We start from the raw sequence: 24,549 nt of genomic DNA on the forward strand, positions 1-24,549 counted from the left end.
ATTGAAGGTCTCAAGCGCCGATTGATTTGCCCCGACGACAATGACCTAAAGATCCACCGTGCTGCGAATATGATCATTGATTGCGCCGGCAGTGGTCCACCAAACAAGGTCGCCTGAATTGGCCTGCATATGACGAAGTGCGCGCTCAAGGTGTTTGATCCTGTGTGGATGGCCCATCAGATAACCGTGGAGTGCTATTCCCATGACGAGCGGCCGGGTTCTTGCCTCCTCCAACAGTACGTCGAATGCATCGACGATCATGTCCGCAAACTCATACCCTTCGCGTTTGCGTCCCACGATCTGGGGTATGTCGTTCAGTTCCTGCGGGTAAGGAATTGACAAAATGCGCCCGGAGCGCGTGGTCATCCAGGTCGGCTGGTCGTCGTGGCACCAGTCCAGAAGATACTGGTATCCGGCCTCCTGCAGAAGGTCCGGCGTGACATGGCTTTGTGATATCCAGGGCCCGAGCCAGCCTTTCGGTATTTGCCCGCCGTGTGCGGTCAAGACACTGGTTGCCTGTTCTATGAGCGCCCGTTCGCCGTCTTCAGTCAGTGTTCCCTGTCGCTCGGAATTTGTCCTTCCATGGCCTGCAATTTCGTCTCCTCGTGCGGCGAACGCTTCGGCCAGACCCGGTGCCTCGGTGTAGACCTCTGAGTTGACAAGGGCCGTACATGGCAGTTGAAGCCTGTCAAACAGGCGGAGCATCCTGGGTGCCCCGACCCTGTTGCCATAGTCCCGCCAGGCATAGTTGAGTATGTCGGGTTGAGGCCCGCCGGGGGCAAGTTCAGCGCCCAACCCCTCGCCGAAGGAAAACACTTCCAGATTCATGCCGAGATACACCGCAAGGCGTTTCCCGTCAGGCCAAGCGTAGTCAGGCCGATCGTGTATCTGGCTGAACTCATAACGACCGTGACGAACGATCTTCATCCTGTTGGTCCCTTTGCTCGCGCATTGCTCTGCCTATAGCCCGATCATTCAGCGAGTTTTTTGCATAAAGAATTAGCAAAAAAGGCTCGGCATCAAAAAATAGGCAAATCGGCTATTGATTTGGATTGCATACAATTTATTTCTTTGCCAGTGCAAAAATTCAGAAAATTCTCAAAAAAGCCAGTGATTGTATACGATCAGGAGACAGATCATGGATAGACGTTCGTTTCTCACGACAGCCGGTGTCGCCAGTGCAGCCACGCTTGCTGCTCCCGCCGTCGCGCGGGCCAGTACAATTGAATGGAAGATGACGACGGCCTTTCCCGCAGGACAGCCGTTCTATTCGACGGGCCCGGGCTCGCTTTCCGACTTTGCCGATCGCGTCCGCGCCATGTCCGGCGGCCGGCTCGATATCCAGGTATATAACGGCGGTGAACTGGTGCCGGCCTTTGAAGGGTTCGACGCCGTACGCCAGGGCATCGTGCAGATGAATGGCTGGGTCAGCTATTTCGGAGCCGGCAAGGTGCCAGCCGCCCAGTTCTTCGGTGCCGTTCCCTTCGGAATGTCCACACAGGGCAAGAACGCCTGGTTCTATATCGGTGACGGCATCAAGCTCTGGAATGAGGTCTATGAACCCCTGGGTCTGGTGGCGATGCCGATCGGCGCGACCGGGGTACAGATGACCGGTTGGTTCAACAAGGAAATCAACTCGATTGACGACATGAAGGGTTTGCGTTTGCGCATTCCGGGTCTCGCCGGCAAGGCCTACTCACGCATTGGTGTCGACGTGAAAGTTCTGCCCGGCGGTGAGATCTTCCCGGCCTTGGAACGCGGTGTGATCGACGCTGCCGAGTGGGTTGGCCCGGCGCAGGACAAGATCCTGGGCCTGAACAAGGCTGCAAAATACTACTACACGACCGGCTGGCACGAGCCGACCACTGTTACCGAACTTACGATCAACAAAGCGGCCTGGGACACGCTTGATGGGGAATTGCAGGCGATTGTCACCAATGCAGCCGCGGCCTGTAACGTGATCTCGCACAGCTGGGGCGAAGCCAACAATGCTGCAGCCCTCAAGGAGTTCGCCGCATCCGGAACGGAACTGCGTACGCTCCCGACCGAGGTCGTTGAATCGCTCCGCGTCGAAATGGATGCCGTTTACGAAGAGATGGGCGCAGCCGATCCGCTCTTCAAAAAGGTCATGGACAACTACTTCGCCTTCAAGGCGGAGCACGATGTCTGGGCCGATGGTTCAGAGAAGGTCTGGCACTCTGAATTGCGCACGGCGTCTTAAGCACCTTTGAGCAAGCAATCTGATCCAGCCGCGGTGCGCGGCTGGATCCTCCTCCTCTCAAGACAAGTATCCCGATGACATTCGTCCTCAAGTTTGCCGATCTCATCGACGGCATGACGCGCATTATCTCGCGTATCGCATCCGCTTTGTTGCTGTTCATGGTTGGCCTGGTGTTTTTTAACGTGGCCGGGCGATATGTGTTCGGCAACGCTTCCGTCTGGATGCAGGAACTGGAATGGCATCTCCTGGTGCCGATCGCGCTTCTCGGCATTATCGTGCTGATGCTTGAGAACGGCCACGTCCGCGTCGACATGGTTTACGACAAGCTCGGTTCGCGAGCCCGTCGCTGGATCGATCTGGTGTCCATGCTGCTCGGTGCTGCGATCTCCCTGCTCTTCATCAAATACTCATTGGGCTTCGTCGACAGCTCATTCTCGCTTCTGGAAGGGTCGCCTGATCCGGGTGGCTTGCCAGGCCGGTGGCTGCTCAAGGGCTTCATTCCGTTTGCGTTTGCACTGCTTGCACTCCAATGCCTTGCGAATGCCGTCCGTCATGCCGCTGCATTGAGGAGTGGTGCCTGATGCCCATGATGGAACTATTGGCAATCGGCCTTATCCTCGGCTTCATGCTCCTGCTTCTGGCAGGTATCCCGGTCGGCATCGGAATCGCGGTGGCAGGTTTTGTCTTCGGCTGGATGGGGTTCGGCGACTTTCTGTTCAACCTGACCCCATCCCGGATTTACGGGGTCGTGACCAAATACGAATTCATTGCCATCCCGCTGTTTGTCTTCATGGGCGTGATGCTCGAAAAATCGCGCGTTGCCGAAGACATGCTGGAAGTTGTTGGCCGTCTCTCGGGCCGCCTTAACGGCGGGATGGCGATCGCGCTCATCATCGTCGGTGTGCTGATGGGGGCTTCCACCGGCATCGTCGGCGCAACCGTTGCGACGCTCACCATGTTGACACTGCCGGTGTTGCTCAGGCGCGGTTACGATGGCGGCCTTGCATCAGGTGCCATTTGCGCGTCGGGCACACTTGGCCAGATCATTCCGCCATCGCTGGTGCTCATTTTGCTGGCCGACATCATGGGAGAAAGCGTGGGCACCCTGTTCGCCGCCGCAATGATGCCCGGACTGATGCTGGCGGGTCTCTACGTCGCTTTCATTCTGATCTACGGAAAATTGCGCCCCGACCTGATGCCGGCCCTGCCGGCTGAGGAGCGATCCGACCTGACCGGTTGGCCGCTTTTCATCAAGGCAGTGCAGTCGCTTGCTCCACCGCTGGTTCTTGTTGGCGGTGTTCTGGGATCAATCATTGGCGGGATTGCCGCGCCAACCGAAGCTGCCAGTGTAGGGGCCGTTTTCGCCATCCTGATCGCCGCTCTCTACGGCCGTCTGCGCCTTTCCATGATTTGGGATGCAGCGCAAGGCACCCTGCGGATCTCGGCGATGATCTTTTTCATCCTTGTCGCGGCACAGGTTTTTGCCATAGCCTTTCGGGGCCTGGACGGCGAAGATCTCGTCAAGGACATGCTCTACATCCTGCCGGGAGGAGAGATCGGAGCCCTTTTGTTCCTGATGGTTCTGCTGTTCGTTCTCGGCTTTTTCCTCGAATGGATCGAAATCAGCTATATCGCTCTGCCGCTCTTGTTGCCTTTCTTCGTGGAACAAGGCACGGACATGATCTGGCTGGCGGCCCTGATCGCGCTGAACCTGCAAACGTCCTTCCTGACGCCGCCCTTCGGGTGGGCTCTCTTCTTTCTGAAAGGCGCGGCGCCTCCGGGTGTCACCACGACCATGATCTATCGTGGTGTGCTTCCTTTCATAGCCATTCAGGCTGTTGCCCTAGCGCTTTTGTTTGGCTTTCCTTCAATCGCCACCTGGCTGCCGCAGGCAATCGGCTGGTAACGCTGGATCTTGCCGCAAATCTCTGTTGCAAGCTGCATTGTTTGCTTTTCCTGTTCCTGCGGCATCCGCGACAGCTACGCCATGTCGTCAGCGCGAGGCGGCATGGGGTGTTGAAGATGGTATGAAAACCGGCAATCGGAAGACCGGAGATGATTCGTTGTGGTATTCATTCAGGTACTTGGACCGATTGGCGCAATATACCGAGGGCACAGCGACAGAGGTGTAAAACAAGGGGTGGCCACGCATTGAAAGGTGTACACAGCGCGATGATCTCCGAAGCGCTGGAGGACGAGATCGTTCGGGGGAGTCTGGCACCCGGTACGCGGTTGAGCGAGGCCGCGATCGCAGAGCGATTTGGTGTATCGCGAACCCCCGTCCGGGAAGCCTTGCAAACCATTGTGTCCCGCTCACTGGCGGAACGCTCGCCCTATAAGGGCGTTATCGTGCGCAGCTTTGACGCTGCGCGCCTTGGGTCGATGTTCGAGGCCATGGCGGAGATGGAGGCCACATGCGGCGGCCTGGCGGCCCAAAGGATCTCGCAGGACGATCTCAGCCGCCTGCAAGCCATGCACGGCCGCATGACTGAGTTTGCAGGCAACAAGGCTTTTCGGGAATACGAGGCGATGAACCTCGATTTTCACTCGCTCATCTATGAGGCGAGCGGAAATGTCGATCTGGCAGAGATGGCGTCCGAGTTGCGGCTGAAGCTGGCGCCTTACAGGAAATCGCAACTCTTCCAGATCGATCGGCTCAGAGCTTCGAACCATGAACATGAGCTGATCGTTCGGCTACTTGGTGCCGAAAACAAGCCAGGCGTGGAAGAAGCGCTCCGCGCGCATTTGAACGGCGCCCGCCGCGCTGCGTTGAAAGTGCGTGAGTAACGGTGTTCGCGTTTCTCGCGCGTGAACTGAAACCAGGACCAACGATCATGGGCTGGAGTTCCGCCTTTCATCGATCATTTGCGAGTTGGATGGAAGCGCGTGCCGATATCAGGCGCCTTCGACAATCAGAAAATCCGCGTTGGCATTTGCCATCCTGATTTGCCTTGCTGCCTGATACTCCGGTGATTGGTAGCAAGCTTTCGCGGTGTCGAAATCCTTGAATTCGACAACGACATTTCGCTCCCGCGGGTTGCCTTCCGGCGCTTCGAACTGACCGCCCCGCACCAGAAACCGGGCATCGAACTTTTCAAAAGCCGGTTTGGCCGCTGCAAGATAGGAAGGATAGTTTTCAGCGTTTCTTACCGAAACCCGGACGATCCAATAACCTTTGGACATTTCTTGTCTCCTGAATTTTTCGCTCTTTGGGCATCGCCTTGTGAAATTGCCGGGTTTGGAATAAGGCTTTTTTCTCTGTTTAAAAAATGAATAATTGAGAACAAATTGATCTCTGAGAGAGATGTAATGGACCTGAGTGATCTTAGAATTTTCGTAGCGGTCGTCCGGGAAGGCGGTGTCACGAGAGCTGCAGAGAAACTCCATCGGGTACAGTCCAATGTCACCACCAGGATCCGGCAACTGGAAGACAGACTGAACACGAAGCTGTTCGACCGTCAGGGGAAGCGCCTGATCTTGACGGCAGCAGGGCGAACGCTGCTGGACTATGCGGACAAGCTGCTTTTATTGGCGCGGGAAGCGGAAGATGCCGTGCAGGGTGACAAACCCAGCGGCCTCTTCCGGTTGGGATCGATGGAAAGCACTGCCGCCGTGCGGCTTCCGGAACCCCTTTCCGTTTACGCACGTACATTTCCGGACGTCGTGCTGGAACTCAAGACGGGGAACCCGACACAACTTGCCAATGCGCTGCTCGCAGGTGAGATTGACGCCGCCCTTGTTGCCGAACCGGTCGCCGAAGCCAGATTCGACTGGATTGTCGCGTTTGAAGAAGAGCCGGTGATCGTGACGTCGAAGGATCATCCTCCCGTCGATCAAACTGCCGATGTTCCCCGGACGATGATCGTGTTTGAAAACGGCTGTCCGCACCGGCGCAGACTTGAAGAGTGGTATGCGCTGCGGAAGGACATGCCGGAGCGCACGATCGAGCTCGGTTCCTATCATGCGATGCTCGGCTGCGTTTTGACCGGCATGGGTGCGGCGCTTGTGCCGAAAAGTGTCATTTCAACATTTCCGGAAAGCGCACGCCTGCGCGTCAACAGACTGCCCGCAGGGCAAAACAAGCTCCGGACTTTGCTGATCTGGCCAAAGAGCATCCAATCGCGCAAAGTCGATGGATTGCGGCGTGTGCTGCAAGGCGATGTCAGCTAAAAGAGCGCCCGCCTGTCCGATAGGAAAGACCCGGGGACGCCTGCCTGCTTCGTGCGATGTTATCCGGTGCTCCCGCTCCAAACCTCCGGGTTGATCATGTGGATGGGGTCGCCCGCGGCATAGGCATTTACCTGATCGAAGATGTCTGAAAACTGAAGGTCGAATTCGTCCTCGGTGACGTAGCCGATATGCGGCGTTGGCAAGACATTCGGATGGGTCAGAAGCGGGTGGCTGGTGTCCGTCAAAGGTTCGGTGTCGTAGACGTCGACCGCAGCAAAGATGCGGCCCCGTTCGATTTCGCTCTCCAGGACACCTGGTGCAATCAGACCCGAGCGGGACGTGTTGACCAGAAGGGCACGGGGCTGCATGGCTGCAAGGTCTTCGGCCGTGATGATGCCTTTCGTATCCGGTTTCAGCCGGACGTGAAGGCTGACGATGTCGGAAGTTGCAAAAAACGCCTCGCGGCTCGCGGCCAAACGGACGCCGTCGGCTTTGGCGCGTTCACGTCCTGCTTCCGACGACCACCACTGGACCTTCATGCCGATTGCTTCGGCATAGCCGGCAACGGCTTTCGCGATCCGGCCATAACCGTAAAGCCCGAGCGTGCGCCCGCGCAGCGTTCTTCCAACGCCCATCTGCCAGTCGCCCCGCCGGATGGCGGCAACCTGTTCCGGAACCTGCCGGTAGCTCGCCAACATCAGCGTCAATGTCAGTTCAGCGGCCGCGTAGCTGGGTGTGCCTGCGTGCATGTTTGAACATAGCAGCACGCTGTTTTTGGAACACGCATCGACATCGATGTGCGGATAGACGCTTCTCTGGGAGATCAGTTTCAAACCGGGGAGCCGGTCGAGCAAGTCAGCCGTGATTTTCGTGCGCTCGCGGAACAGGACCATCGCTTCCGCCACTTCGAGACGTGATGCCAGAATGGCCGGGTCTTCCACATGGTCCGTCCAGACAGTGACATCGTGTTGTTCAAGTTTGGCAAAACACGGCAGCGTCCGCAGCGTGTCGAACCAGTCATCGAGGATGTGAACTTTCATCTGCTCTCCACACCGCTGCCTTCCACGAGCGTGCGCGGGGTAGGTACAAAAGCATCGCTGTTCAAGGCGGTCAGCGCTCTGGTGATCTGGGCGCGCTTAGAAAGAAGGTGATTATATTGCGCATCGCACCCGGAGACCGGTGTCGGATAGTCCCGGATTTCATCCGAGATCATTTGCCTTGCGGCTTCCAGCGCCTGCGTGGCGGCATCTATGTTGTCCTGAAAATGCATCAATTGCTCCATTTCCGGCGGTTCGGGTCTCAGGGCCTGGACCAGACCTCTCCTGGAACAAACACTTCGCCGGCTGCGAGCTTTCTGGCAGTGCGCAGTAGCCCCGCCGACGTCACATGGAATGTGCCGTCCCTTGTTTCGAAGTCTATCACGACTTCCATTTTTCCCATCGGATGTTCAAGCTGCAACCTTGCAGGAGAGGCGTGCGTTTCTGCAAGAAGCCCATCTCCTACCGTGCCGGGCGCCAAAAGACATGCGGCAAGGCATTGCGACCCCGTGACAGCCAGTGTCGGGTGACAGTTCCAAGGCATGAAATATCGAATGCACGCGGAGCCACCGTCGCGTGCCGGTGCGAGCAGTCCAAATTTCGGGGTCACCGATCCGGTGACGTCTCCCAGCCCCATGCGCTCGCCGGCGACAAGACGAATGGCTTCTATTTTTTCCATCAGAGGCTTGTTGGAATCGAGATCCCCAGCACTTTCGTAGCCGCTGATACCGAAGTCCGCAGCCCGGCCAATTACCATGGGCATGGCGACGTCCATACAGCTGACATCGACACCGTTGATCACTTCCAGTGTGGCCCCGGTCGGGAAAATCCCGCTTGTAATGCTACCTTCCACCTTCATAAACTGCAGGTGAATGGGCGCTGCCGTTCCCGGAACACCGTCAATTGCGGCCTTGCCGTCATACCGGATCGATCCGCCAGGCGTTTGAACGAGCTCGGAAACCAGCGTTCCGGTGTTGACCGCCCTGATCCTGACTTCCGTGACATCACCGATCGGCTCAACGAGACCCATTTCGATGGCGGCCGGACCGACACCGACCAGGATATTGCCGCAAGAAGGTCTGTAGTCGACCAGTTTCTCCTCAACGCCAACTTGCGCGAAGAAATAGTCAACATCGGCCCACTCATCATCTGATCTGGACAGCATGGCGACCTTGGTCGTCACGGCTGTGCCGCCACCGATGCCGTCGATGTTGAACGGGTGGCCTGCGCCAACAATGGAGATGAGGACTTTCGACAGGTCGTTGAGGTCCTCCGGCAGGTCGCTGCGTTTCAGGTAAGGCCCGCGCGAGGATCCCCCACGCATGAAAATGAATGGAGTGGATGTCTGCGTCATGCGTCAGCCTCCTGAATGAGATCGACAAGAACGGAGGTAAAAGCCAGGGTCCCGAGAGAGCCCCCAATGTCTGCGGTTCGGGTCTCTTGCCGAGCCAGTGCTTTCCTGAGTGCAGTCTCAATCGAAGCTGCGGGAGCCGCTTGACCCAGATGCCGAAGCAACATGGCCGCCGAGCCGATCAGCGACGTCGGATTTGCCTTGTCCTGACCGGCGATATCGGGTGCAGAGCCATGCTGCGCCTGAGCGGCGGCCGTCACGGGGCCGAGATTGAGTGAAGCTGCCAGGCCCAGGCCACCGGCGAGTTCAGTGGCAAGATCGGATAGGATATCGCCGAACATATTGGTCGTGACGATCACGTCGAAGCGGCCCGGATCGCGGACAAGCAGGGCGGCTGCGGCGTCCACCAGAACTTCGTCATATTGGATCTCGGGGTGTTCTCCCGAGATCCGGCGGATTGTCTCCAGAAAGAGGCCGTCGCTTGTGCGCATCACATTGGCCTTGTGGATCGCAGTGACCTTTTTCCTGCCGTTTGCTGCGGCAAAGTCAAAGGCTGCGCGGCCGATGCGTTCGCTTGCGCGCTCCGTAATCAGGCGCATCGACATGGCGACGCCGGGAACCGGCATGAATTCACCGGATCCGGAATGCAGATTACGGTCTGCGTAGAACCCTTCCAGGTTCTCGCGGAAAATCACGAGATCGACGTCCTGACCGGTCGGTGTTTGAAGACCTTCGAAACTCCGTGCCGGCCGGATATTTGCAAACAGATCAAGTTCCTTGCGCAAAACGCCGGAAGGATTGAGGCCACCCTCTTCCCTTGGGGGATAGTCGTTGTGGGACACGGGGCCGAGAATGATCCCGTCAGACGCGCAGGCAGCATCAATCACGCTCTGCGGGATTGTCGACAAACCGTCGTCCAATGCGCGAAACCCGATTGTACGATCCTGCATTTCGATCTTTGCGCCGCTTCTGGCGCAGGCGGTTACAACGACTTTCTTCGTGGCCGCCATGATCTCCGGACCGATGCCGTCACCGGCAAGGCAGAGGAGCAAGGGCGTCATCGCTTGTTCCTCATGTCAAAGGCCAGGGCAGGGTGACATAGGACTGCAGCAGGCCCGGCGGGAAATCCCGGTTCAAAAGCCACGCCATGGCGCACATGAAGGCGATCCCGCAAGTGCCATAAAGCAGTGCGTAAGGCAGGCTTCGTTTGGCGCGATAGTGAATGAAGGCCACCAGAAACGCTGCGAGTGCGAGAATGAAGCCGACGAGAGAGGTCAGGATCAGAAGTCCTGCAAACCACGCAAGCGTTGCCCACAGACCGTGCTGATTGCCTTCCGAGTTGCTGGCTTCGCTGTCGCTGAAAAGGGGGCTTGTCTCCGCGCCGGTCCGCATCCGGAACAAAAGGATCAGGCATCCGATGATCGAGACCAGGCCGACGAATTGCGGGAAGACGCGATCCGCAGATGCGTAGTCGGGGATGAGGGAGGCATTGGTGAAGGCGAATGCCAGATACGCGAAAACTGCGAGCAGGAAAATCAGCGGCGCACGTTTGGTTCCGGTCGGAACGTCGCCCTCCGCGCGGATGTTCTTGGACTGGCGCAGGCCGATCACGATGGAGACGATGGTAATGATGATCAGGACGATCACGATTGGCGAAAAGATGTACTCCATGCCCTCCGCAAAGCCCTTGCGGAAGCGGGAAGCAGCGATCTGGACGGCCTGGTTGGTGTATGTCTCTGCCGGGTTGGACAGGACAAAACCGATCAGGAAGGCAGGGCGAGACCAGTCGAAGCGCCGCATGAGAATACCGAGCAGGCCGATCGCGAACAGGGCGACCAGATCCATCAGATTCTGACCTGACTGGAATGCGGCGAAGGAGATAATCATGAACAGGAACGGCGCAAGCAGCGCAAAGGGAATCGTCGTCAAGCGAGCGATGCCGCCGGAACCGAGAATGCAGATGATCGTGCCGACGACATTGGCAAGCGCCAGCAACCAGACAATTGCGTAGGTGACGTCGAGATTGTTTTTCAGCATCGACGGGCCGACTTCGATCTGGCCGGAGCCGAGCAGGGCGACGGCGCCGATAAAGACGGCCATGGAGCCGGAACCCGGGATGCCGAAGAGCAGGGTCGGAACCAGTCCACCGCCTTCCTTGGCGTTGTTGGAACTTTCCGGTCCGATCACGCCACGGACATCGCCGCTGCCGAATTGGGATTTGTCTTTCGATGTCTGAACGGTGTGGCCATAGGCGATCCAGTCGACGACGGACCCGCCAAGGCCGGGAATAACGCCAACGGTGACGCCGATCAGGGAACAGCGAATGCTGAGCCAGATGTTTGCGAACCAGTCGCGAACGCCATGCAGCCAGCCGCCGCCGAGCATGGAGCGTTCGGAAATTGCCCGGTCCTGGCGCAAAAGGGCGACGATTTCCGGGATCGCGAATATGCCTAGGCCGACGATGACCAGTTTCAGGCCGTCTGTCAGATAAGGCATGTCATAGGTTGCCATGCGCAACGCGCCGGCACTGTCGCCCTCGCCGATCGTACCGACCATGAGGCCGAGACCGGCGGCAACAATGCCCTTGATGGCGACCTGTCCGGCCAGAATGCCGACCATGGAGAGCCCGAACAGGGTAATCATAAGGAGTTCCGGTGTCCGGAATTCCAGCACGATCGGGCGTGCAACCAGGATGAAGATGGTCAGGAAGGTCGCACCGACAAGACCACCAAAGAGCGAAGATGCAAAGGCGGCGGACAAGGCGCGTGCGGCCTCGCCTTTCTTGGCCAGCGGGAAGCCGTCGAGGACGGTTGCCTGAGAGGCGGAGGAGCCCGGAATGCCCATCAGGACGGATGCGAATGTGTCCGAGGTCGGAACAACCGCGACCATGCCGATCATCAGGGCGAGCCCGAGTACGGGATCCATGCCGAACATGAAGGGCAACAGCAGCGACAGGCCAGCGATGCCGCCAAGCCCCGGGAAGACCCCGATACAAAGGCCCATCACCACACCGAGAATCAGGTAGCCGATTACGGCGGGCTGAAAGATCATCGCCGACGCATCGGCGAGCGCAGGTAAAGCGGTGCCAAGAATGTCCACTGGATCGCCCCGGATTTTGTTTTTCAGAAAAAGGGTGCCCGTCCGGGTGGCCCGGACGAGCGGAAAGATCGTTACTTCAGCGAGACGCCATAACGTTCCTGAAGCCAGCCGACCACGAATTGCTTCGCGCTTTCCGGTACTTCAGTCGCGCTCTTTAGCGCGGCATCGGCTTCTGCACCCGTCATCTGCGGATACTTACCAAGACGCCCGGCTGAGATTTCTGCGAAATCAGGGCGCGCCTTAACTGCGTCAAACGCCTTGGAGTAGGTGTCGATGGCATCTTGCGTTGCGCCGTTTGGCAGGAACACCATCTTTTGAGCCGGGAATCCCGCAATGAAGAAGGCTTTCCACGCGTCCCATTGTTCGCCCGATGTCTGGCAACCTTCGGTCGCTTCGCAGACTTCCTTGAAGGTCGGCATGTCCGGGAACGTCGGATCTCGAACGATGTTGCCATCGGCATCCAGCGAACCCCAGCTCATCATCGGGACGGCAGTTCCGGCTTCCACGAGCGGTGTCACGCCTTTGAGGTAGGAAGAGGACGTCTGATAGTCGATATTGGCTTCGCCGCGTTCGAACATCAACCGGCCATCACCGCGGCCCTTGATGCCGAAGACAGGCTCGACATTCAGGCCGAGCATTTCCCAGGCCAGCAGCGGAACGAGGTCGAGCCGGGTCGCACCTTGAGATCCGTAGATGAAATCGGTTTCCTTCAACGCACTGGCATCATTGCCGCTCATTTTTGCGGCCAGATCCGGAGGAAGATAAGCAACACCGCCGGTGCCCGAAGCCAGAACGACGTTCCAGTCCTTGTAGTCATAGCGCACCCGCGGGTCGCCAAGCAGATAGGGGAACTGCGTCGAACCGGAGGACCCGAAAATGACAGTGCCCTCGCTGCTGTCGTATTTCTGCTGCTGGAACCAGTTGGCACCTTTTGTGGAACCGGCGCCAGGCATGAACTTCACGACGACAGTCGGCTGTCCCGGCAGGGCTTCGCTGAGCAACGGCGCATAAAAGTTCGCCCATTTGGCGGAGCCGCCCGTTTCAGAAAACGGGATAACCCATTCGACCGTTTTGCCTGACAGATCGAGATCGGCCGCAAGGGCCTGAGCCGGCAAGAGGGCGCCGGCAACACATGTCACACCGAGCGCGAGCTGGCGCGCAAGCTTTTTCAAAACCATTATTTCCTCCCATTGGTGTGGACAGCCCCTCCAGGCTGCCGCACTCTCAACCCTCAAAAAGCGGCTTGATGATCAGAGTTTTCCCTGCGAAGCTTGCAACAAGCTTTCATCGTAAAAGAATAAAAAATGCGGATCGCACTCGTTGAGGACAATGTCAGTCTTGCAAAGGGCATCGCTTACCAGCTGCGTGATGCCGGACATTCGGTTGACATTCTGCATGACGGCGATGATGCCGAAGTCTTTTTGAGGCAGGAGAGCGGCGATCTCGTCATTCTGGATCTCAACCTTCCGGGAAAGAACGGACTGGACCTGCTGGCCGACTTGAGAGAGCGCGGTGACCCGCGTCCCGTCATTCTGCTGACGGCGCGTTCGGAAACCGAAGATCGGGTCAAAGGTCTCGACGCAGGTGCGGACGATTACCTCGTCAAACCGTTCGAAATGGAGGAGCTTGCCGCGCGCATTCGCGCTCTAGGACGCCGCAAGGGTGTTGCGCCGAGACAGCTGGTTGAGATCGGCCCCCTTAAACTGGATGTAGGCGCGCTGCAATTGCTCGATGGGGAGACAGCGCTGGATGTTCCAAGACGTGAGCTTGCATTGCTTGCGGCTCTGGCTCAGGTCAAGGGCCGAACTGTTTCGAAGGCGAGCTTGCTGGATCAGCTGTACGGAGCCGGCAGTGAAACCGATGAGAAGGTCATTGAAGTCTATGTCTCGCGGCTCAGAAAGCGGCTTGCAGGATACGGCGTCAATATTCATGTCCACAGGGGGATCGGTTATTCCCTGGGCAGTGCGATTGCATGAAGAGAACCTATTCTCTTCGGCTGCGCCTGACCCTGATTATCCTCGTGCCGTTGTTGTTCGTGGCAGGAGCGACGGGCCTTTGGCAACTCAACAATGCTCGCGTGACGGCCAATGAGGTTTTCGACCGGAGCCTGCAGTCGGCCGCCCTGTCGGTAACCAACGACGTTGCGCTGTCCGGCGGTGATGCGCTCGCGCCCGGCACGCGCCAGATCCTCTCAGACACGTCCGGCGGCCCGGTTTTCTATCATGTATATGCACCTGACGGGGTCATCGTTGCAGGCTATGCGACGCCGCCGGTCGGCATCCCGTTAGCCGGTGACGGAGACCTCAGTCCGGTCTATTTCAACGCGGAATATCTCGGCCGGGCAGTGCGTGGGTTCCGCATGCGAACACGCATGCAGGTCGACGATTTCAGCGGCATCTTCACCACGACGGTCTGGCAAGCGGTAACCATCCGCGACGACTTCGTCCAGGATCTTATGCTGCGGTCCCTGGTGACGATTTCCTCGATTATCACGTCGTTGGCCTTGATCGTCTGGTTCGGCATTCGCATCGGACTGCATCCGTTGAACGACCTGCAGCAGGCCATCGATCTCCGTTCCGGAGAAGTGCTGAAACCGATCCAAAGGCCGGTGCCTGTGGAAGTTGAGGGTATCGTGCGCACGCTTAACAGGTTGCTTGGGCAGGTCTCGGAAGCAATGGCGACCCAAAGCGAATTTATTTCCAACGCTGCCCACCAGCTTCGCAATCCCATTGCCGGTGTCCTGGCGCTGGCAGAATCGGTGCGTTCAGCGCCTTCCGATACCGCAAGGCGCGAGCGTGCGGACGATCTCGTCGACGCGGCAAAGGAAACCAGCCAGCTTGCGCAGAAACTGCTGACTTATGAACGCACCAAGTCGATCAGTCCCGTGTCCGCGAACGAAACTTTCGCCATCAATGACCTTTTGGGGGCTGTTGCTGAAGAATTTTGCCGCAAAAACGCAAACGGGATCTCGATAGCGGTTGAACCGGCACCCGATACAATTTCCGTTGCGGGTGACCGGACGATGATCCGCGAGGCGATTTCCAACCTGATCGACAATGCGCTCAAACACGGTGGACCGGACCTTTCCAAGATATCGATCCGCCTTGAGGCTTCCCCGGAGGATGTCACCGTCGTTGTAAGAGATGATGGGATCGGCCTTAGCGACGCACAGATCCATACCGCGCTTCAGCGCTTCGGTCAGGTATCGGAAAACAGCGGCGGCAGCGGCCTCGGGCTCCCTATCGTTGAGCGGGTCGCCGAACGGCATGGCGGTGGTTTAAAGCTTCTGGGTCTGGAGCCTGGTCTGGAGGCACGCTTTACGCTTGGCCTTAAGGGCATTTGACAAGTTTTGTTGTTTTGGGAACGTGATCAGCCGTTCTGCGCTAACGAATGTCAAACGCTCGCGGTTTAGCCAACACAAGCACTCGGGGCACGGCCTTAGCTTTCTTTCGCATTCCGGGTTCTAGTAAAGTGGCGCATATTTCCAGTTGTCAGAGTCAGGCGTGACTTCGTCCAAATCGTAGCCGGCATTGCGCAATCGTTCCGCGATCGCCAGGCCATCCTCGGCCGCCTGATCGATGTACCGGCGCCCCAAGGCTTCGTCCTGCGCAACGCCATGACCGCGGATCAGGTCCAGGCCATAGTTGAACCGCCCGACCGAGTCACCGGCTTCGGCAGCGAGGCGGTCCCATTCTGCTGCTGCATCGGGATTGTAGTCGCCGCCCATGCCATTGTTTTCAAGCTGGCTCATCCAGGTCATCGCCTTGGTATAGCCGGCTTCGGCACAGCGCCGTGTCAGTTTTCTGGCAAGCACGTGGTCGTCATTTTTCGTGGCGTTGATCCCGAGAGAACAGGTTACGGAATCAATGACACCCATCTCGATCTTGCGCTTGAGCATTGCAACGCCGGTATCCTGCGGATTGAGAATACCGAGGTCGTCCTCGACAGTTACGGGAGACTGCGCCAGCGCTGCACCCGAGAGAGCAAGTGAAAAAAGAAACGCCAGTGTCCGCATGCCGACCTCCCGCCTTTTGGCAAAAATACCAGCGCCCGCCAAAGGCGTCACCGGTGCTTAGGTCGCATACCAATTGAGTCCACCGGCGGATGGACCCGGTCAGCCGAACCGGCGGGCGAGCTCCGCGATATGCGCCGGACCGACCTCGCAGCAGCCGCCAACGATCGTTGCGCCCGATGCGATCCACCCACCGACATAGTCGGCATAGGCATCCGGGGTGAGATCGACACGCGAGGTCAGTTTCGTCACCGCGCTGCCGGCGGACAGAAATTCCTTACTGATCCCGGTGAACCCGTTGGCATAGCCGCCGGTTGGCAGGTCCGTCTCCGGCAAGGTGGTCAACCCGGCGGCCACCGCTTCGGGTATGGAGCAGTTCAGAAGAATGGCTTGCGGGGACAGCGCGGCAACTTCGCGCACGGCGTCTGAAAGGCTTTCCCCCGAGCGCAATTTGGTACCGTCGCCATCGTCGACCGTCAGAGCAATCCAGACCGGTTTGCCGTGACCGAGCGCGCCCGTGACGGCGGCCCTCGCCTGTTCGATCGAAGCAATCGTCTCGATCAGGTAGGAATCCACGAAGTCCGCCTGGATGCGGCAGATTTCCGCATAAAGCTCGGTGGATTCATCTTCCGGCGGCGCGCCGTCATGGCTGTAGGACCAGCCAAGCGGGCCGACGGATCCGACCACGGAACCAGAGCCGTGTGCATCGCGCGAGCGGCATGCGATTTCGCAAGCCTGCTGCTGCAACGCTTCAAGGCGATCTTCGATCCCGTTCGGGCGCAGGCGGTCGCGGTGGATCGCATAGGTGTTCGCCGTCGCCGCATGCGCGCCAGCGGCGAAATAGGAATCGTGGATTTCGCCGACGAGGTCCGGCCGCTCCATCATGATCCGCGTCGACCAGAGCCCTGTGGGTTCCAGCCCGCTCAGGCGGACAAGCTCCTGGCCCATGCCGCCGTCGAGAATTGTAATCTTTTGCGTTTCCACCACAGCACCCGGATATCTGTTTGTTCTGTGTACGATCCCGGAACTGCAATACGGCAGGTTTGCGCGCTGCATCGCCGGTCTCGTGTCCAAGCGTTCGGGGGGTTATATCTCGCCGCCGGGGCCTGACAAGACCGGGACGCGACGTTTTCAGGTCGCGATGCGTCTATTGTTCACTCCACCTGGGCCGGTAAGGGATCCAGCATGTCCTCGAAGAACCAGGCGGTCAGTTCGTTCCGGCTGGAGACACCGGCTTTCCGATAGACGGTGGAGGCCTGCTGCCGAACCGTTTTCTCGCGCGTTTGCCTGAGCCCCGCGATTTCCCGGAACGAAAGACCTTTCAGCATTCCGATCACGACATCCTGCTCGCTGGCCGTCAGGTTCCAGGCGTCGAACTGCTTTTGCATGACCGCGCGGTATTGACCTGCAAGCTCAACTGAACGGGAATCGATCCTCGACAGTTGGCCGCGCGCTTTTTCAAGCTGTCCGCTCAGTTCCTTAAGCGTTTTCTGCTGGATATTGCGATCGTAAAGAAAAGCACCCAGGATAAATGCACTGACCACTAGCCTGGCAAGATCATCGCCCATCGAGCCAAGCGTTTCCCCAGCCCGGAATTCATTGAAAACTTCAACGACGCTTGTGGCAAACACAATCAGAACGAACACGGCAAAAAAGGTTCGCCAATTCCAGAACGGTCCGTTCGTATCCAGCATGAAGTCGTTCCCTGTCTTGCGTGTCGTTGGCACCTTTGTGCCTGGCTGAGCCACTCTAATTGACCTTATGTCCCATGGCAGGGACGGTCGATCCGGCATTTGTCCGATGGACGGATACGTATGCGTTTCCCATTCACGTTTACGTCGCGTTTTCGCGCGCTGTCTCGCCGTTGTCAGCAGGGAGCGTGCCCTCACCGTATCTGTTGATTTGGAGATCAGAAATGTCGCTCAGATTTTCCCGGCGCCAATTCCTTGCAGGTGGCCTTTCGCTCACGGGTGTCTGCCTCGCAGGGCCGGCATGGTCGAATACCGCGCGGCCGTCCCTGCCAATTCCGCCTCTTGCCGACGGCACCAACGGCGAGCCGCTGGATCTGACCATTCGCACCGGCCTGTGGTCTTTCAAACCGGGCGTCATGACACCAACACTCGGTATCAATCAGGACTATCTGGGTCCGACCATTCGCACGCGGAGGAACAAGGAGCTCAACCTCAACTACCACAACACATTGACGGAAGGTGTCTCCGTCCACGGCCACGGCCTCCATGTTCCGGGGAATGTGGATGGCGGCCCGCAGCTGGAAATGGCGCCGGGAGAGCGCTGGCAGCCAACCCTGTCGATCATGCAGCCGGCAGCAACGTGCTGGTACCATTCCCATACGCATGGAAAAACCGGCACCCAGACCTATCGGGGCCTCGCGGGCATGATGATCATCGATGATGATGAAGCTGTCTCCAAAGAACTTCCGAACCGCTACGGTCTCGACGATCTTCCGGTGATCATTCAGGACAGAACCTTCGATGCGGCGGGGCGGCTTGTCTATTCGCTCGAGCAGGCCGGAGAAGACGGCTGGTTCGGCGATACCGCAGTCATCAACGGCGCGCTTTCACCGGTCGCCGAGGTTCCCGCGGGCAAGGTGCGTCTTCGCATTCTTAACGGCGCGAATGCGCGGTTTTACATCCTGGCATTCGCCGACAACCGGACCTTCCACAAGATTGCCAGCGATGGCGGCCTCTTGGAAGCGCCCGTGCCGATGACGACAATGGAAATGTCACCCGGCGAACGATGCGAAATCATCGTGGATCTGTCCGAAGACACCTCCGCCGAGCTGCTGACATTCTTCGAGGACGATATCGACGAGGAAGGCGAGGGGATCGTTTCGGGACTTGTGGGTCTTCTGACGGGTCCCGGTCAATCAGCTGCTCCCGCATCGTTGCTTTTGAAAGTCGCCAGGACGCTGGTCGCCCATACCGTGCCGGTCCCGGAGCGGTTGACGACGATCGAGCGTCCGGATGCCAGCGAGATCAGAAAGACGCGCGAATTCGTTCTGGAGATGGATCATGGTGAGGACGACCGTTCACATGCCGGCAACACGGGTGGTCATGGCACGCATGCGGGCGATGGTGCCATGACGATCAACGGTGCGGTGATGGACATGAGCGTCATCAACGAGCGTGTCGAGCGCGGCGTCTGGGAGCGCTGGCGCATTCGCTCAGATCAAGGGGCGCATCCGTTCCACGTGCATGGCTGCTCCTTCCTGGTCGAGCAAATGGAGGGGGCTGCTGTCACCCCGGACCAAGCTGGCTGGAAGGACACGGTGGTCCTGGACGACGATGACTGGTCCGAATTCGTCGTGCGGTTCGATCACCTTGCAGGGGATGACTTCCCTTACATGTATCACTGCCACATTCTGGAGCATGAAGATCAGGGCATGATGGGACAGTTCACGGTCACCGACACAACCGGATAAGCGGGGGCAGGAATTTATCCCGCCGACTTGCGCTGTTCATCGCGTACCAGCGCCGCGAGGCGGTAAAAGCCATGGGCCATCTTGGTATAGGGCGTCAGCAGGAAGAAGCTGAGCACGGAGCCGAGATGGATGGCCAGAAGCGCGGGCATGGCTGCCGTGCTGCCAAGTGCGTAGAGCAAAAGGCCGGAAAGCGCGACCAGGAACAGGAGCAGGATAAAGCCCATTTCCCCGCCCCAGGCGGACGGGGCGCCGAGGGACCGGTCGGCCTTCAGTTTCAGCGACGCCAGCATGACCGTACCGATCACCATCAGGATGCCGCCCGGAATGCCCAGAAGCTTCGGCAGCGACCACAGCGGATAGGGTGCGGGCATGTCGAAGACATAGTGCAGGATGGTTCCGGCAGATGTCGAGGCGAAACAGAGCAGGAACCCGTACATGACCGCCTGGTGCGCGTGGCGGCGCGCCTGGCTGAACCGGTCCTCGTCCTCGAAATTGCAGCCGTCGCCGTGCCCGCCTGCAAGGTTCTTCATCTTCGCAGCCGACCCGAACGCATCCACGATCTGGCTGGGCGTTACCGGCTTTCCGTCTGTCTCCTGCCAGTAGCGCCTGAGGCTGACAGCGATGCTGGCGAGCGGAAACAGGAAGGCCGGTAGGAAGATTGCGACCATGGCCGAGTGGGACAGAACCGCGTAAAAGCCTACGCCGCCGGCGGCGCCGAGCGTACGGAACGCGAGAAACAACAAGGCAAAGGCTAGGATCGTCGTCAGCGCGATCATAACGCCGCTTTTCTGAAACCGGCGCGCCAGAGGGGCGGGCCAGGCAAAGCTCTCCCAGCTGTCCTGACGCACTTCCGCAAGCGCCTTGGGCAGATTGAGGTCGAACTCGTGCGGCGCGGTATACTGGCAGGCGTAGTAGCAGCCCCGGCAGTTGTGGCAGAGATTGGCCAGCTGCGTGAGGTTGGCATCGGAAAAGAAGCGTTCCTGATGCAGGGCCGGGAACACGGAGCAGTAACCTTCGCAGTAACGGCAGGCGTTGCAGATCTCCACCTGGCGGCGGGCTTCCTGAAGCAGATCAGTTTGCATGATTGGCGGCCTCCCGGCCTGCGATACGACCGAACACGGTTCCGATGGTCATGCCGAAACCGGCGAGATAGCCTTGTCCCAGTATAGAGCCGGCCATGATTTCCCCGGCCGCCCAGAGGTTCTGGATCGGGCCGCTTTCCGTGCTGCACTGGGCGTTCTCGTCGACCTTCAGACCGAGATAAGTAAAGGTGACACCCGTCCTCAGGCTGTAGCCGTAAAAGGGCGGCTCATCGATCGGGCGCGCCCAGTTGGTCTTTGGAATGTTGATCCCGCTTGTTTTGACACCATCCAGTTCGGTTGGATGAAAACCTGATGTGTCGCCGCAGGCCGCATTGAATGTCTTCACGGTCTCGACCAAGTTTGCTTCCGGCAGCCCCATCTTCCCGGCAAGCTCTTCCAGCGTATCCGCCTTGATCGGCGGGAAGACCGACGGCATGAACAGTTCGAGCGACTTGGAATCGATGATCACATAGCCGATCTGGTCGGGTTGGTTGGCAACCAGGCGTCCCCAGATGGCATAGCGCTTCGGCCAGACGTCTTCGCCCTCGTCGTAGAAACGGTCCGCCTCCTTGTTGACGACAATGGAAAACGGAACGCAGTCGAGCCGGGTAACGATGCCACCGTCGAATTTCGGCGCCCGGCCATCGATCGCGACAGCATGGCACTGCGTCGGATCGCCGACCGACTGGACACCCTGCCCCAGAAGATCCGCCAGAACGACGCCCCGGTTGTACGGCGTTCCCCGGATGAGGAAATTCTTCGCCGCCGGACCCCAGGCACGTGTAAGCCACTCGGTATCCGCCTGAAAACCACCGGAGGCGACAATCACGGCGCTGGGCTCAAGGTGCTTTGCTTCGCCTTCATGCGTGTAGTCGATCCGGGTGATCCTGTCGCGATCAAGCTCCAGATTTGTGACATTGGCCTCGTAAAGAACCGAGACGCCAAGCTTTTCGGCGGTGCGGTAGTAGGCGTTGACCAGCGACTTGCCACCACCCATGAAAAACGCATTGGTGCGCGCCAGCGAAAGCGTGCCGGACAGGGACGGCTGAAAGCGGACGCCGTGTTCTTCCATCCAGGGAAGGCACTCCTCGGACGTGCGGATCGCCAGTCTTGCGAGTGTCTCGTCGGTCTTACCGCCGGTGACTTTCAAAAGATCGTCGAAATATTCGTGCTCGCCGTAGCCATCGACCAGCGGGCCGAGCGGGGCGGAATGCATGCACCTGAAGTTTCTGGTGTGGCGCGAGTTCCCGCCGCGATAGGCCTTGGGAGCGGTTTCAAGGATAACGACTTTCGCGCCTTTTTCCGCAGCCGTCATGGCCGCGCAAAGGGCGGCATTGCCTCCGCCGATGATGGCGATGTCGTATTGGCTGGTCATGAAGCGTTTCCTTTGAAGGGCGTCTTACCAGCGGGCCGATTGTTTTGACAATTGTCGCTTTTTGACCGATTAATGCGAGATGCGCATCAATTTTGATTTCAATGACCTTGAAGCCTTCCTGGCGGTCATGGAAACGGCCTCGTTTCACCACGCCGCCGAGCGGTTGAGCTTGTCGCAATCGGCGATCACGCGCAGGATACAGAAGCTGGAGGAAACACTAGGCTCGGTTCTGTTCGATCGAACGACGCGTGCGGTCAAACCGACGCTTGCAGCAAAGCGGTTGCAGGCACGGGCCGAGGCGATGCTGGAAAGTGCTCGGGAAACAACACTCGCCATGCGGGACGAAAGTGTTGCTTTTGTCCACCAGCGCGGGGCCGTCGTGACGGTCGCGATGATCCCGACGCTCGTGCACGCGCTCCTCATTCCCGCACTTCAGACGTTGCACGACAAAGGGCTGCCTGTGAGATTGCGTCTGCTTGATCAAGCTGCCAATGAGGTCGCGGAAGCAGTGTCACGCGGAGACGCGGATTTTGGTGTTTGTTCCATTGGCCTGCTGGAACCGAACACGCATTTCGAACCTCTTTTCGATGATCTGATCGTGCTTTCTTTGCCGCAAGGCCATCATCTTGCCGGGAAGCAACAAGTGACCTGGGCCGACGTTCAGACAGAAACCCTGATCCTTCCCGCAAGGGGAACGGGAAATCGTTTGCTGATCGACGAGGCGATGGCGCGAAGCCGTATCGCCCCCCAATGGACATTCGAAGTCGGACGCTCCACCACCGCTATGGCACTGGTGAACGAGGGCATTGGCGTCGCCCTGCTGCCACGGTCATCGATGCTGTCCTCAGTGGGGAAGGGGCTTGTCTACAGGGAACTCGGTGTTCCGGTGGTCGCACGGCCGGTCGGGTTGCTGACGCGGATGTCAGCTCCAGACACAGCAGTCGTCCAGGCCTTCAAGGCGGCATTGCGTGAAACATCGGACGGGCTCAGGACGCCTTCACCCCCAATCTGACCACCGGAGCGGGGGCGTTGTGAGCGTCAAACATCCGCAACCGGAATTTGTCCGGTTGGTATTCTGCGTGTTCTGAAGCCCGGTATCGTTTCGATCAAAACATAAATTCCAGACGACAAATCTTCGATTTGTTTGAAGGAATCAGGCTGCGTTGATCTCTGCAACTCTCATTGCAAGTAAAGCGCGTGATTGCGCTTACATGATGGAAGTTGCCTTGCTGATATTGACGTAAAGTAATACTTCAACTTACTATTCAATTCGGAGACTTTTCACTTGTAATATATTTCTAGTCGCCACATTCGGCGAACGGCATGCCTTTGTGTTCACGAAGGTATACGTGTTTTATTGGAAAAGAAGCGGTGCTCCTCCATGATCAATGAAGCACTCGAATTCATCCGCCGCGAGGTCCGTGATCATCTCAGTGTGAGCGACACGGAAGCCCAGCTCGAAAGCGCCAGGGTGCTTGCCGAGGAGGGCTCCGAAGGGTTGACGATCACCTTGATCAATGTCGAGGAGGAAACCGCTCTTCGCAACACGCCGAACATGTTCATCGTCGACGGTCAGCCTGTGCAACGGCAACCCTCGGTTTTCATGAACCTCTATCTGCTTTTTGCCTTTGATTTCCAGAACTACGGAACCAGCCTGTTCAACCTTTCCGAAACGATCGCGCTCTTTCAGGACAGGCGGATCTTTACGCCGGCGGACAGCCGCGCTGACAATCCATTTCCGCAAAGAGCAGTCCAACTCGCATTCGATCATCACAACATGAGCTTCGAGGCACTCAACAACCTGTGGTCCATCATGGGCGGAACGATTTTTCCTTGCGTGATCTACAAGGTCAGGCTGGTTGAAATCCGCCGCGAAGTCGAAGACGAGGTCCTGCAGGAAATCGACACCATCGAACTGAACATGAGCGGCACATGAGCTTCGTTCGCCAATATCGCCGCTTTCTGCGGGTCAGGTTTGAAGACGATGGCGGGGACGCGGTCGATGCCTTCGATGTGCGTCCGACCACTCACACACGACGTGTTATGGCTGATCATTCCCTGGCCTTCAGACCCGGCACTGCGGGTTTTTCGATCTACAGCCGCAACAATCCGGATGCAGCGGACCCGCTCATCGGGCCGATCAGCGATCGGACACGCCTGAGCTTCGGACTGCGGATCACAGACCCGCAGTTTTACGATCGGTACCATCCGGATCTGACACCGGCGCGCCGCCAGATTCTGTTGGAGAACCTCGGTTCGACCGGTGCCATTCAAGCATCCGGAGCGCTGAGTGCAATTGCGACTGTCGGGCAGAGCGAGCTGGTCCAATCAGGCCCCGCGAGCGATTTCCCGGTTGCGATAGATCTGACGGCAGGTTCGCCCGATCGTTTGCATGTAAGGGACCGTTTCGACAACACGCTTTTGGCCGAGCAAAGGTTCACGGCGCCACCCGGCACCGTTTTCAGACTGGGTGCGGATCTCAGTTCTCTTCAGCATCCCGCCGTGCGTCTGACGACACCGGTCGCAGGCGCGTTGGACCAGATCGTTTACGCCGACGATGAAATCAGCAGCAGCGGTGCGGGAATGATCCTCGACCTTTGGTGGGAGCAGCGGCAGGACGCCGTGCCGTCACCGAACGGAGCCCTGTTTACCGCATCCTTTCGAGCCAGGACCTCGTGATGACCGCTATCGGGCCGGAAAATCAGCGAGATATCGCAAAGGTGTTTGCAACGGCGGATGGATTGCCCCGATGCAAACACC

24 protein-coding genes are annotated in these 24,549 nt (G+C 58.5%); 11 read left to right on the forward strand and 13 right to left on the reverse strand.

Annotation, left to right across the window (positions count from 1 at the left end):
* Window positions 1–45 precede the first annotated feature (45 nt).
* A complete protein-coding gene (locus Q0915_RS30805) occupies window positions 46–927 on the reverse strand; it encodes a polysaccharide deacetylase family protein (RefSeq protein ID WP_299484171.1) in 882 nt (293 codons plus the stop codon).
* A gap of 211 nt (window positions 928–1,138) precedes the next feature.
* Between Q0915_RS30805 and Q0915_RS30810 the strand changes: the two genes are divergently transcribed.
* From Q0915_RS30810 to Q0915_RS30825, 4 genes are all read left to right on the forward strand, one after another.
* Window positions 1,139–2,221: a TRAP transporter substrate-binding protein gene (locus tag Q0915_RS30810; protein WP_299484172.1), complete on the forward strand. Its 1,083-nt coding sequence runs from the start codon at window positions 1,139–1,141 to the stop codon at window positions 2,219–2,221.
* Window positions 2,222–2,295: 74 nt separating this feature from the next.
* Window positions 2,296–2,802 carry a TRAP transporter small permease subunit gene (locus Q0915_RS30815; RefSeq protein WP_299484173.1) on the forward strand — a complete coding sequence of 169 codons (507 nt, stop codon included), beginning with the start codon at window positions 2,296–2,298 and terminating at the stop codon, window positions 2,800–2,802.
* On the forward strand, window positions 2,802–4,127 hold the full coding sequence (locus Q0915_RS30820; RefSeq protein WP_299484174.1) for a TRAP transporter large permease subunit: 1,326 nt from the start codon (window positions 2,802–2,804) through the stop codon (window positions 4,125–4,127). The genes Q0915_RS30815 and Q0915_RS30820 overlap by 1 nt, the downstream gene beginning before the upstream one ends.
* Before the next feature lie 245 nt (window positions 4,128–4,372).
* The gene (locus tag Q0915_RS30825; protein WP_299484175.1) at window positions 4,373–5,008 is read left to right on the forward strand and encodes a GntR family transcriptional regulator; all 636 of its coding nucleotides are present in this window, start codon (window positions 4,373–4,375) and stop codon (window positions 5,006–5,008) included.
* Window positions 5,009–5,116: 108 nt separating this feature from the next.
* Here Q0915_RS30825 and Q0915_RS30830 read toward each other — a convergent pair whose 3' ends face one another.
* A complete protein-coding gene (locus Q0915_RS30830; protein ID WP_299484176.1) occupies window positions 5,117–5,404 on the reverse strand; it encodes a DUF1330 domain-containing protein in 288 nt (95 codons plus the stop codon).
* 126 nt (window positions 5,405–5,530) lie between these two features.
* Here Q0915_RS30830 and Q0915_RS30835 point away from each other — a divergent pair, with 126 nt between their 5' ends.
* On the forward strand, window positions 5,531–6,391 hold the full coding sequence (locus Q0915_RS30835; protein ID WP_299484177.1) for a LysR substrate-binding domain-containing protein: 861 nt from the start codon (window positions 5,531–5,533) through the stop codon (window positions 6,389–6,391).
* A gap of 59 nt (window positions 6,392–6,450) precedes the next feature.
* Here Q0915_RS30835 and Q0915_RS30840 read toward each other — a convergent pair whose 3' ends face one another.
* The 6 genes from Q0915_RS30840 to Q0915_RS30865 all read right to left on the reverse strand — a co-directional run bounded on the left by Q0915_RS30840 (window position 6,451) and on the right by Q0915_RS30865 (window position 13,056).
* Window positions 6,451–7,431, reverse strand: coding sequence for a D-2-hydroxyacid dehydrogenase family protein (locus Q0915_RS30840; protein ID WP_299484178.1), 981 nt, complete (start codon window positions 7,429–7,431; stop codon window positions 6,451–6,453).
* Entirely contained in the window at window positions 7,428–7,661 is a 234-nt protein-coding gene (locus Q0915_RS30845; protein WP_299484179.1) for a hypothetical protein, read from the reverse strand. Before Q0915_RS30845 ends, Q0915_RS30840 begins: the two co-directional genes overlap by 4 nt.
* Before the next feature lie 29 nt (window positions 7,662–7,690).
* Window positions 7,691–8,782 carry a 4-oxalomesaconate tautomerase gene (locus tag Q0915_RS30850; protein WP_299484180.1) on the reverse strand — a complete coding sequence of 364 codons (1,092 nt, stop codon included), beginning with the start codon at window positions 8,780–8,782 and terminating at the stop codon, window positions 7,691–7,693.
* Entirely contained in the window at window positions 8,779–9,840 is a 1,062-nt protein-coding gene (locus Q0915_RS30855) for an isocitrate/isopropylmalate dehydrogenase family protein (protein ID WP_299484181.1), read from the reverse strand. Before Q0915_RS30855 ends, Q0915_RS30850 begins: the two co-directional genes overlap by 4 nt.
* A gap of 10 nt (window positions 9,841–9,850) precedes the next feature.
* Entirely contained in the window at window positions 9,851–11,878 is a 2,028-nt protein-coding gene (locus Q0915_RS30860) for a tripartite tricarboxylate transporter permease (RefSeq protein WP_299484182.1), read from the reverse strand.
* Between the two features lie 71 nt (window positions 11,879–11,949).
* On the reverse strand, window positions 11,950–13,056 hold the full coding sequence (locus tag Q0915_RS30865) for a tricarboxylate transporter (RefSeq protein WP_299484183.1): 1,107 nt from the start codon (window positions 13,054–13,056) through the stop codon (window positions 11,950–11,952).
* A gap of 126 nt (window positions 13,057–13,182) precedes the next feature.
* Here Q0915_RS30865 and Q0915_RS30870 point away from each other — a divergent pair, with 126 nt between their 5' ends.
* Complete coding sequence (locus Q0915_RS30870; protein WP_299484184.1) at window positions 13,183–13,854, forward strand: response regulator transcription factor; 672 nt, start codon at window positions 13,183–13,185, stop codon at window positions 13,852–13,854.
* A complete protein-coding gene (locus Q0915_RS30875; protein WP_299484185.1) occupies window positions 13,851–15,221 on the forward strand; it encodes a sensor histidine kinase in 1,371 nt (456 codons plus the stop codon). Before Q0915_RS30870 ends, Q0915_RS30875 begins: the two co-directional genes overlap by 4 nt.
* 120 nt (window positions 15,222–15,341) lie before the next feature.
* Here Q0915_RS30875 and Q0915_RS30880 read toward each other — a convergent pair whose 3' ends face one another.
* The 3 genes from Q0915_RS30880 to Q0915_RS30890 form a co-directional block, all read right to left on the reverse strand.
* Window positions 15,342–15,893 carry a sel1 repeat family protein gene (locus tag Q0915_RS30880; protein ID WP_299484186.1) on the reverse strand — a complete coding sequence of 184 codons (552 nt, stop codon included), beginning with the start codon at window positions 15,891–15,893 and terminating at the stop codon, window positions 15,342–15,344.
* Window positions 15,894–15,992: 99 nt separating this feature from the next.
* Window positions 15,993–16,946 (reverse strand): homocysteine S-methyltransferase family protein, encoded by a 954-nt coding sequence (locus tag Q0915_RS30885; RefSeq protein ID WP_299484187.1) that lies wholly within the window; start codon window positions 16,944–16,946, stop codon window positions 15,993–15,995.
* A 98-nt stretch (window positions 16,947–17,044) separates the two neighbouring features.
* On the reverse strand, window positions 17,045–17,584 hold the full coding sequence (locus Q0915_RS30890; RefSeq protein WP_299484188.1) for a LuxR C-terminal-related transcriptional regulator: 540 nt from the start codon (window positions 17,582–17,584) through the stop codon (window positions 17,045–17,047).
* Window positions 17,585–17,805: 221 nt separating this feature from the next.
* On the opposite strand from Q0915_RS30890, the gene Q0915_RS30895 reads away from it, so the two are divergent.
* A complete protein-coding gene (locus Q0915_RS30895) occupies window positions 17,806–19,332 on the forward strand; it encodes a multicopper oxidase domain-containing protein (RefSeq protein WP_299484189.1) in 1,527 nt (508 codons plus the stop codon).
* Window positions 19,333–19,346: 14 nt separating this feature from the next.
* Here Q0915_RS30895 and tcuB read toward each other — a convergent pair whose 3' ends face one another.
* Together tcuB and tcuA are read right to left on the reverse strand one after the other, a co-directional pair.
* Complete coding sequence (gene tcuB, locus Q0915_RS30900; RefSeq protein ID WP_299484190.1) at window positions 19,347–20,414, reverse strand: tricarballylate utilization 4Fe-4S protein TcuB; 1,068 nt, start codon at window positions 20,412–20,414, stop codon at window positions 19,347–19,349.
* Complete coding sequence (tcuA, locus tag Q0915_RS30905) at window positions 20,404–21,789, reverse strand: FAD-dependent tricarballylate dehydrogenase TcuA (RefSeq protein WP_299484191.1); 1,386 nt, start codon at window positions 21,787–21,789, stop codon at window positions 20,404–20,406. Before tcuA ends, tcuB begins: the two co-directional genes overlap by 11 nt.
* Window positions 21,790–21,868: 79 nt before the next feature.
* On the opposite strand from tcuA, the gene Q0915_RS30910 reads away from it, so the two are divergent.
* The 3 genes from Q0915_RS30910 (at window position 21,869) to Q0915_RS30920 (ending at window position 24,468) form a co-directional block, all read left to right on the forward strand.
* Window positions 21,869–22,801, forward strand: coding sequence for a LysR family transcriptional regulator (locus Q0915_RS30910; RefSeq protein ID WP_299484192.1), 933 nt, complete (start codon window positions 21,869–21,871; stop codon window positions 22,799–22,801).
* Between the two features lie 369 nt (window positions 22,802–23,170).
* Window positions 23,171–23,725, forward strand: coding sequence for a DUF4255 domain-containing protein (locus Q0915_RS30915; RefSeq protein ID WP_299484193.1), 555 nt, complete (start codon window positions 23,171–23,173; stop codon window positions 23,723–23,725).
* Entirely contained in the window at window positions 23,722–24,468 is a 747-nt protein-coding gene (locus Q0915_RS30920; protein ID WP_299484194.1) for a hypothetical protein, read from the forward strand. The genes Q0915_RS30915 and Q0915_RS30920 overlap by 4 nt, the downstream gene beginning before the upstream one ends.
* The last annotated feature ends 81 nt before the right edge of the window (window positions 24,469–24,549 follow it).

It is taken from the genome of uncultured Roseibium sp., from assembly GCF_947494555.1.
GTDB lineage: Bacteria > Pseudomonadota > Alphaproteobacteria > Rhizobiales > Stappiaceae > Roseibium.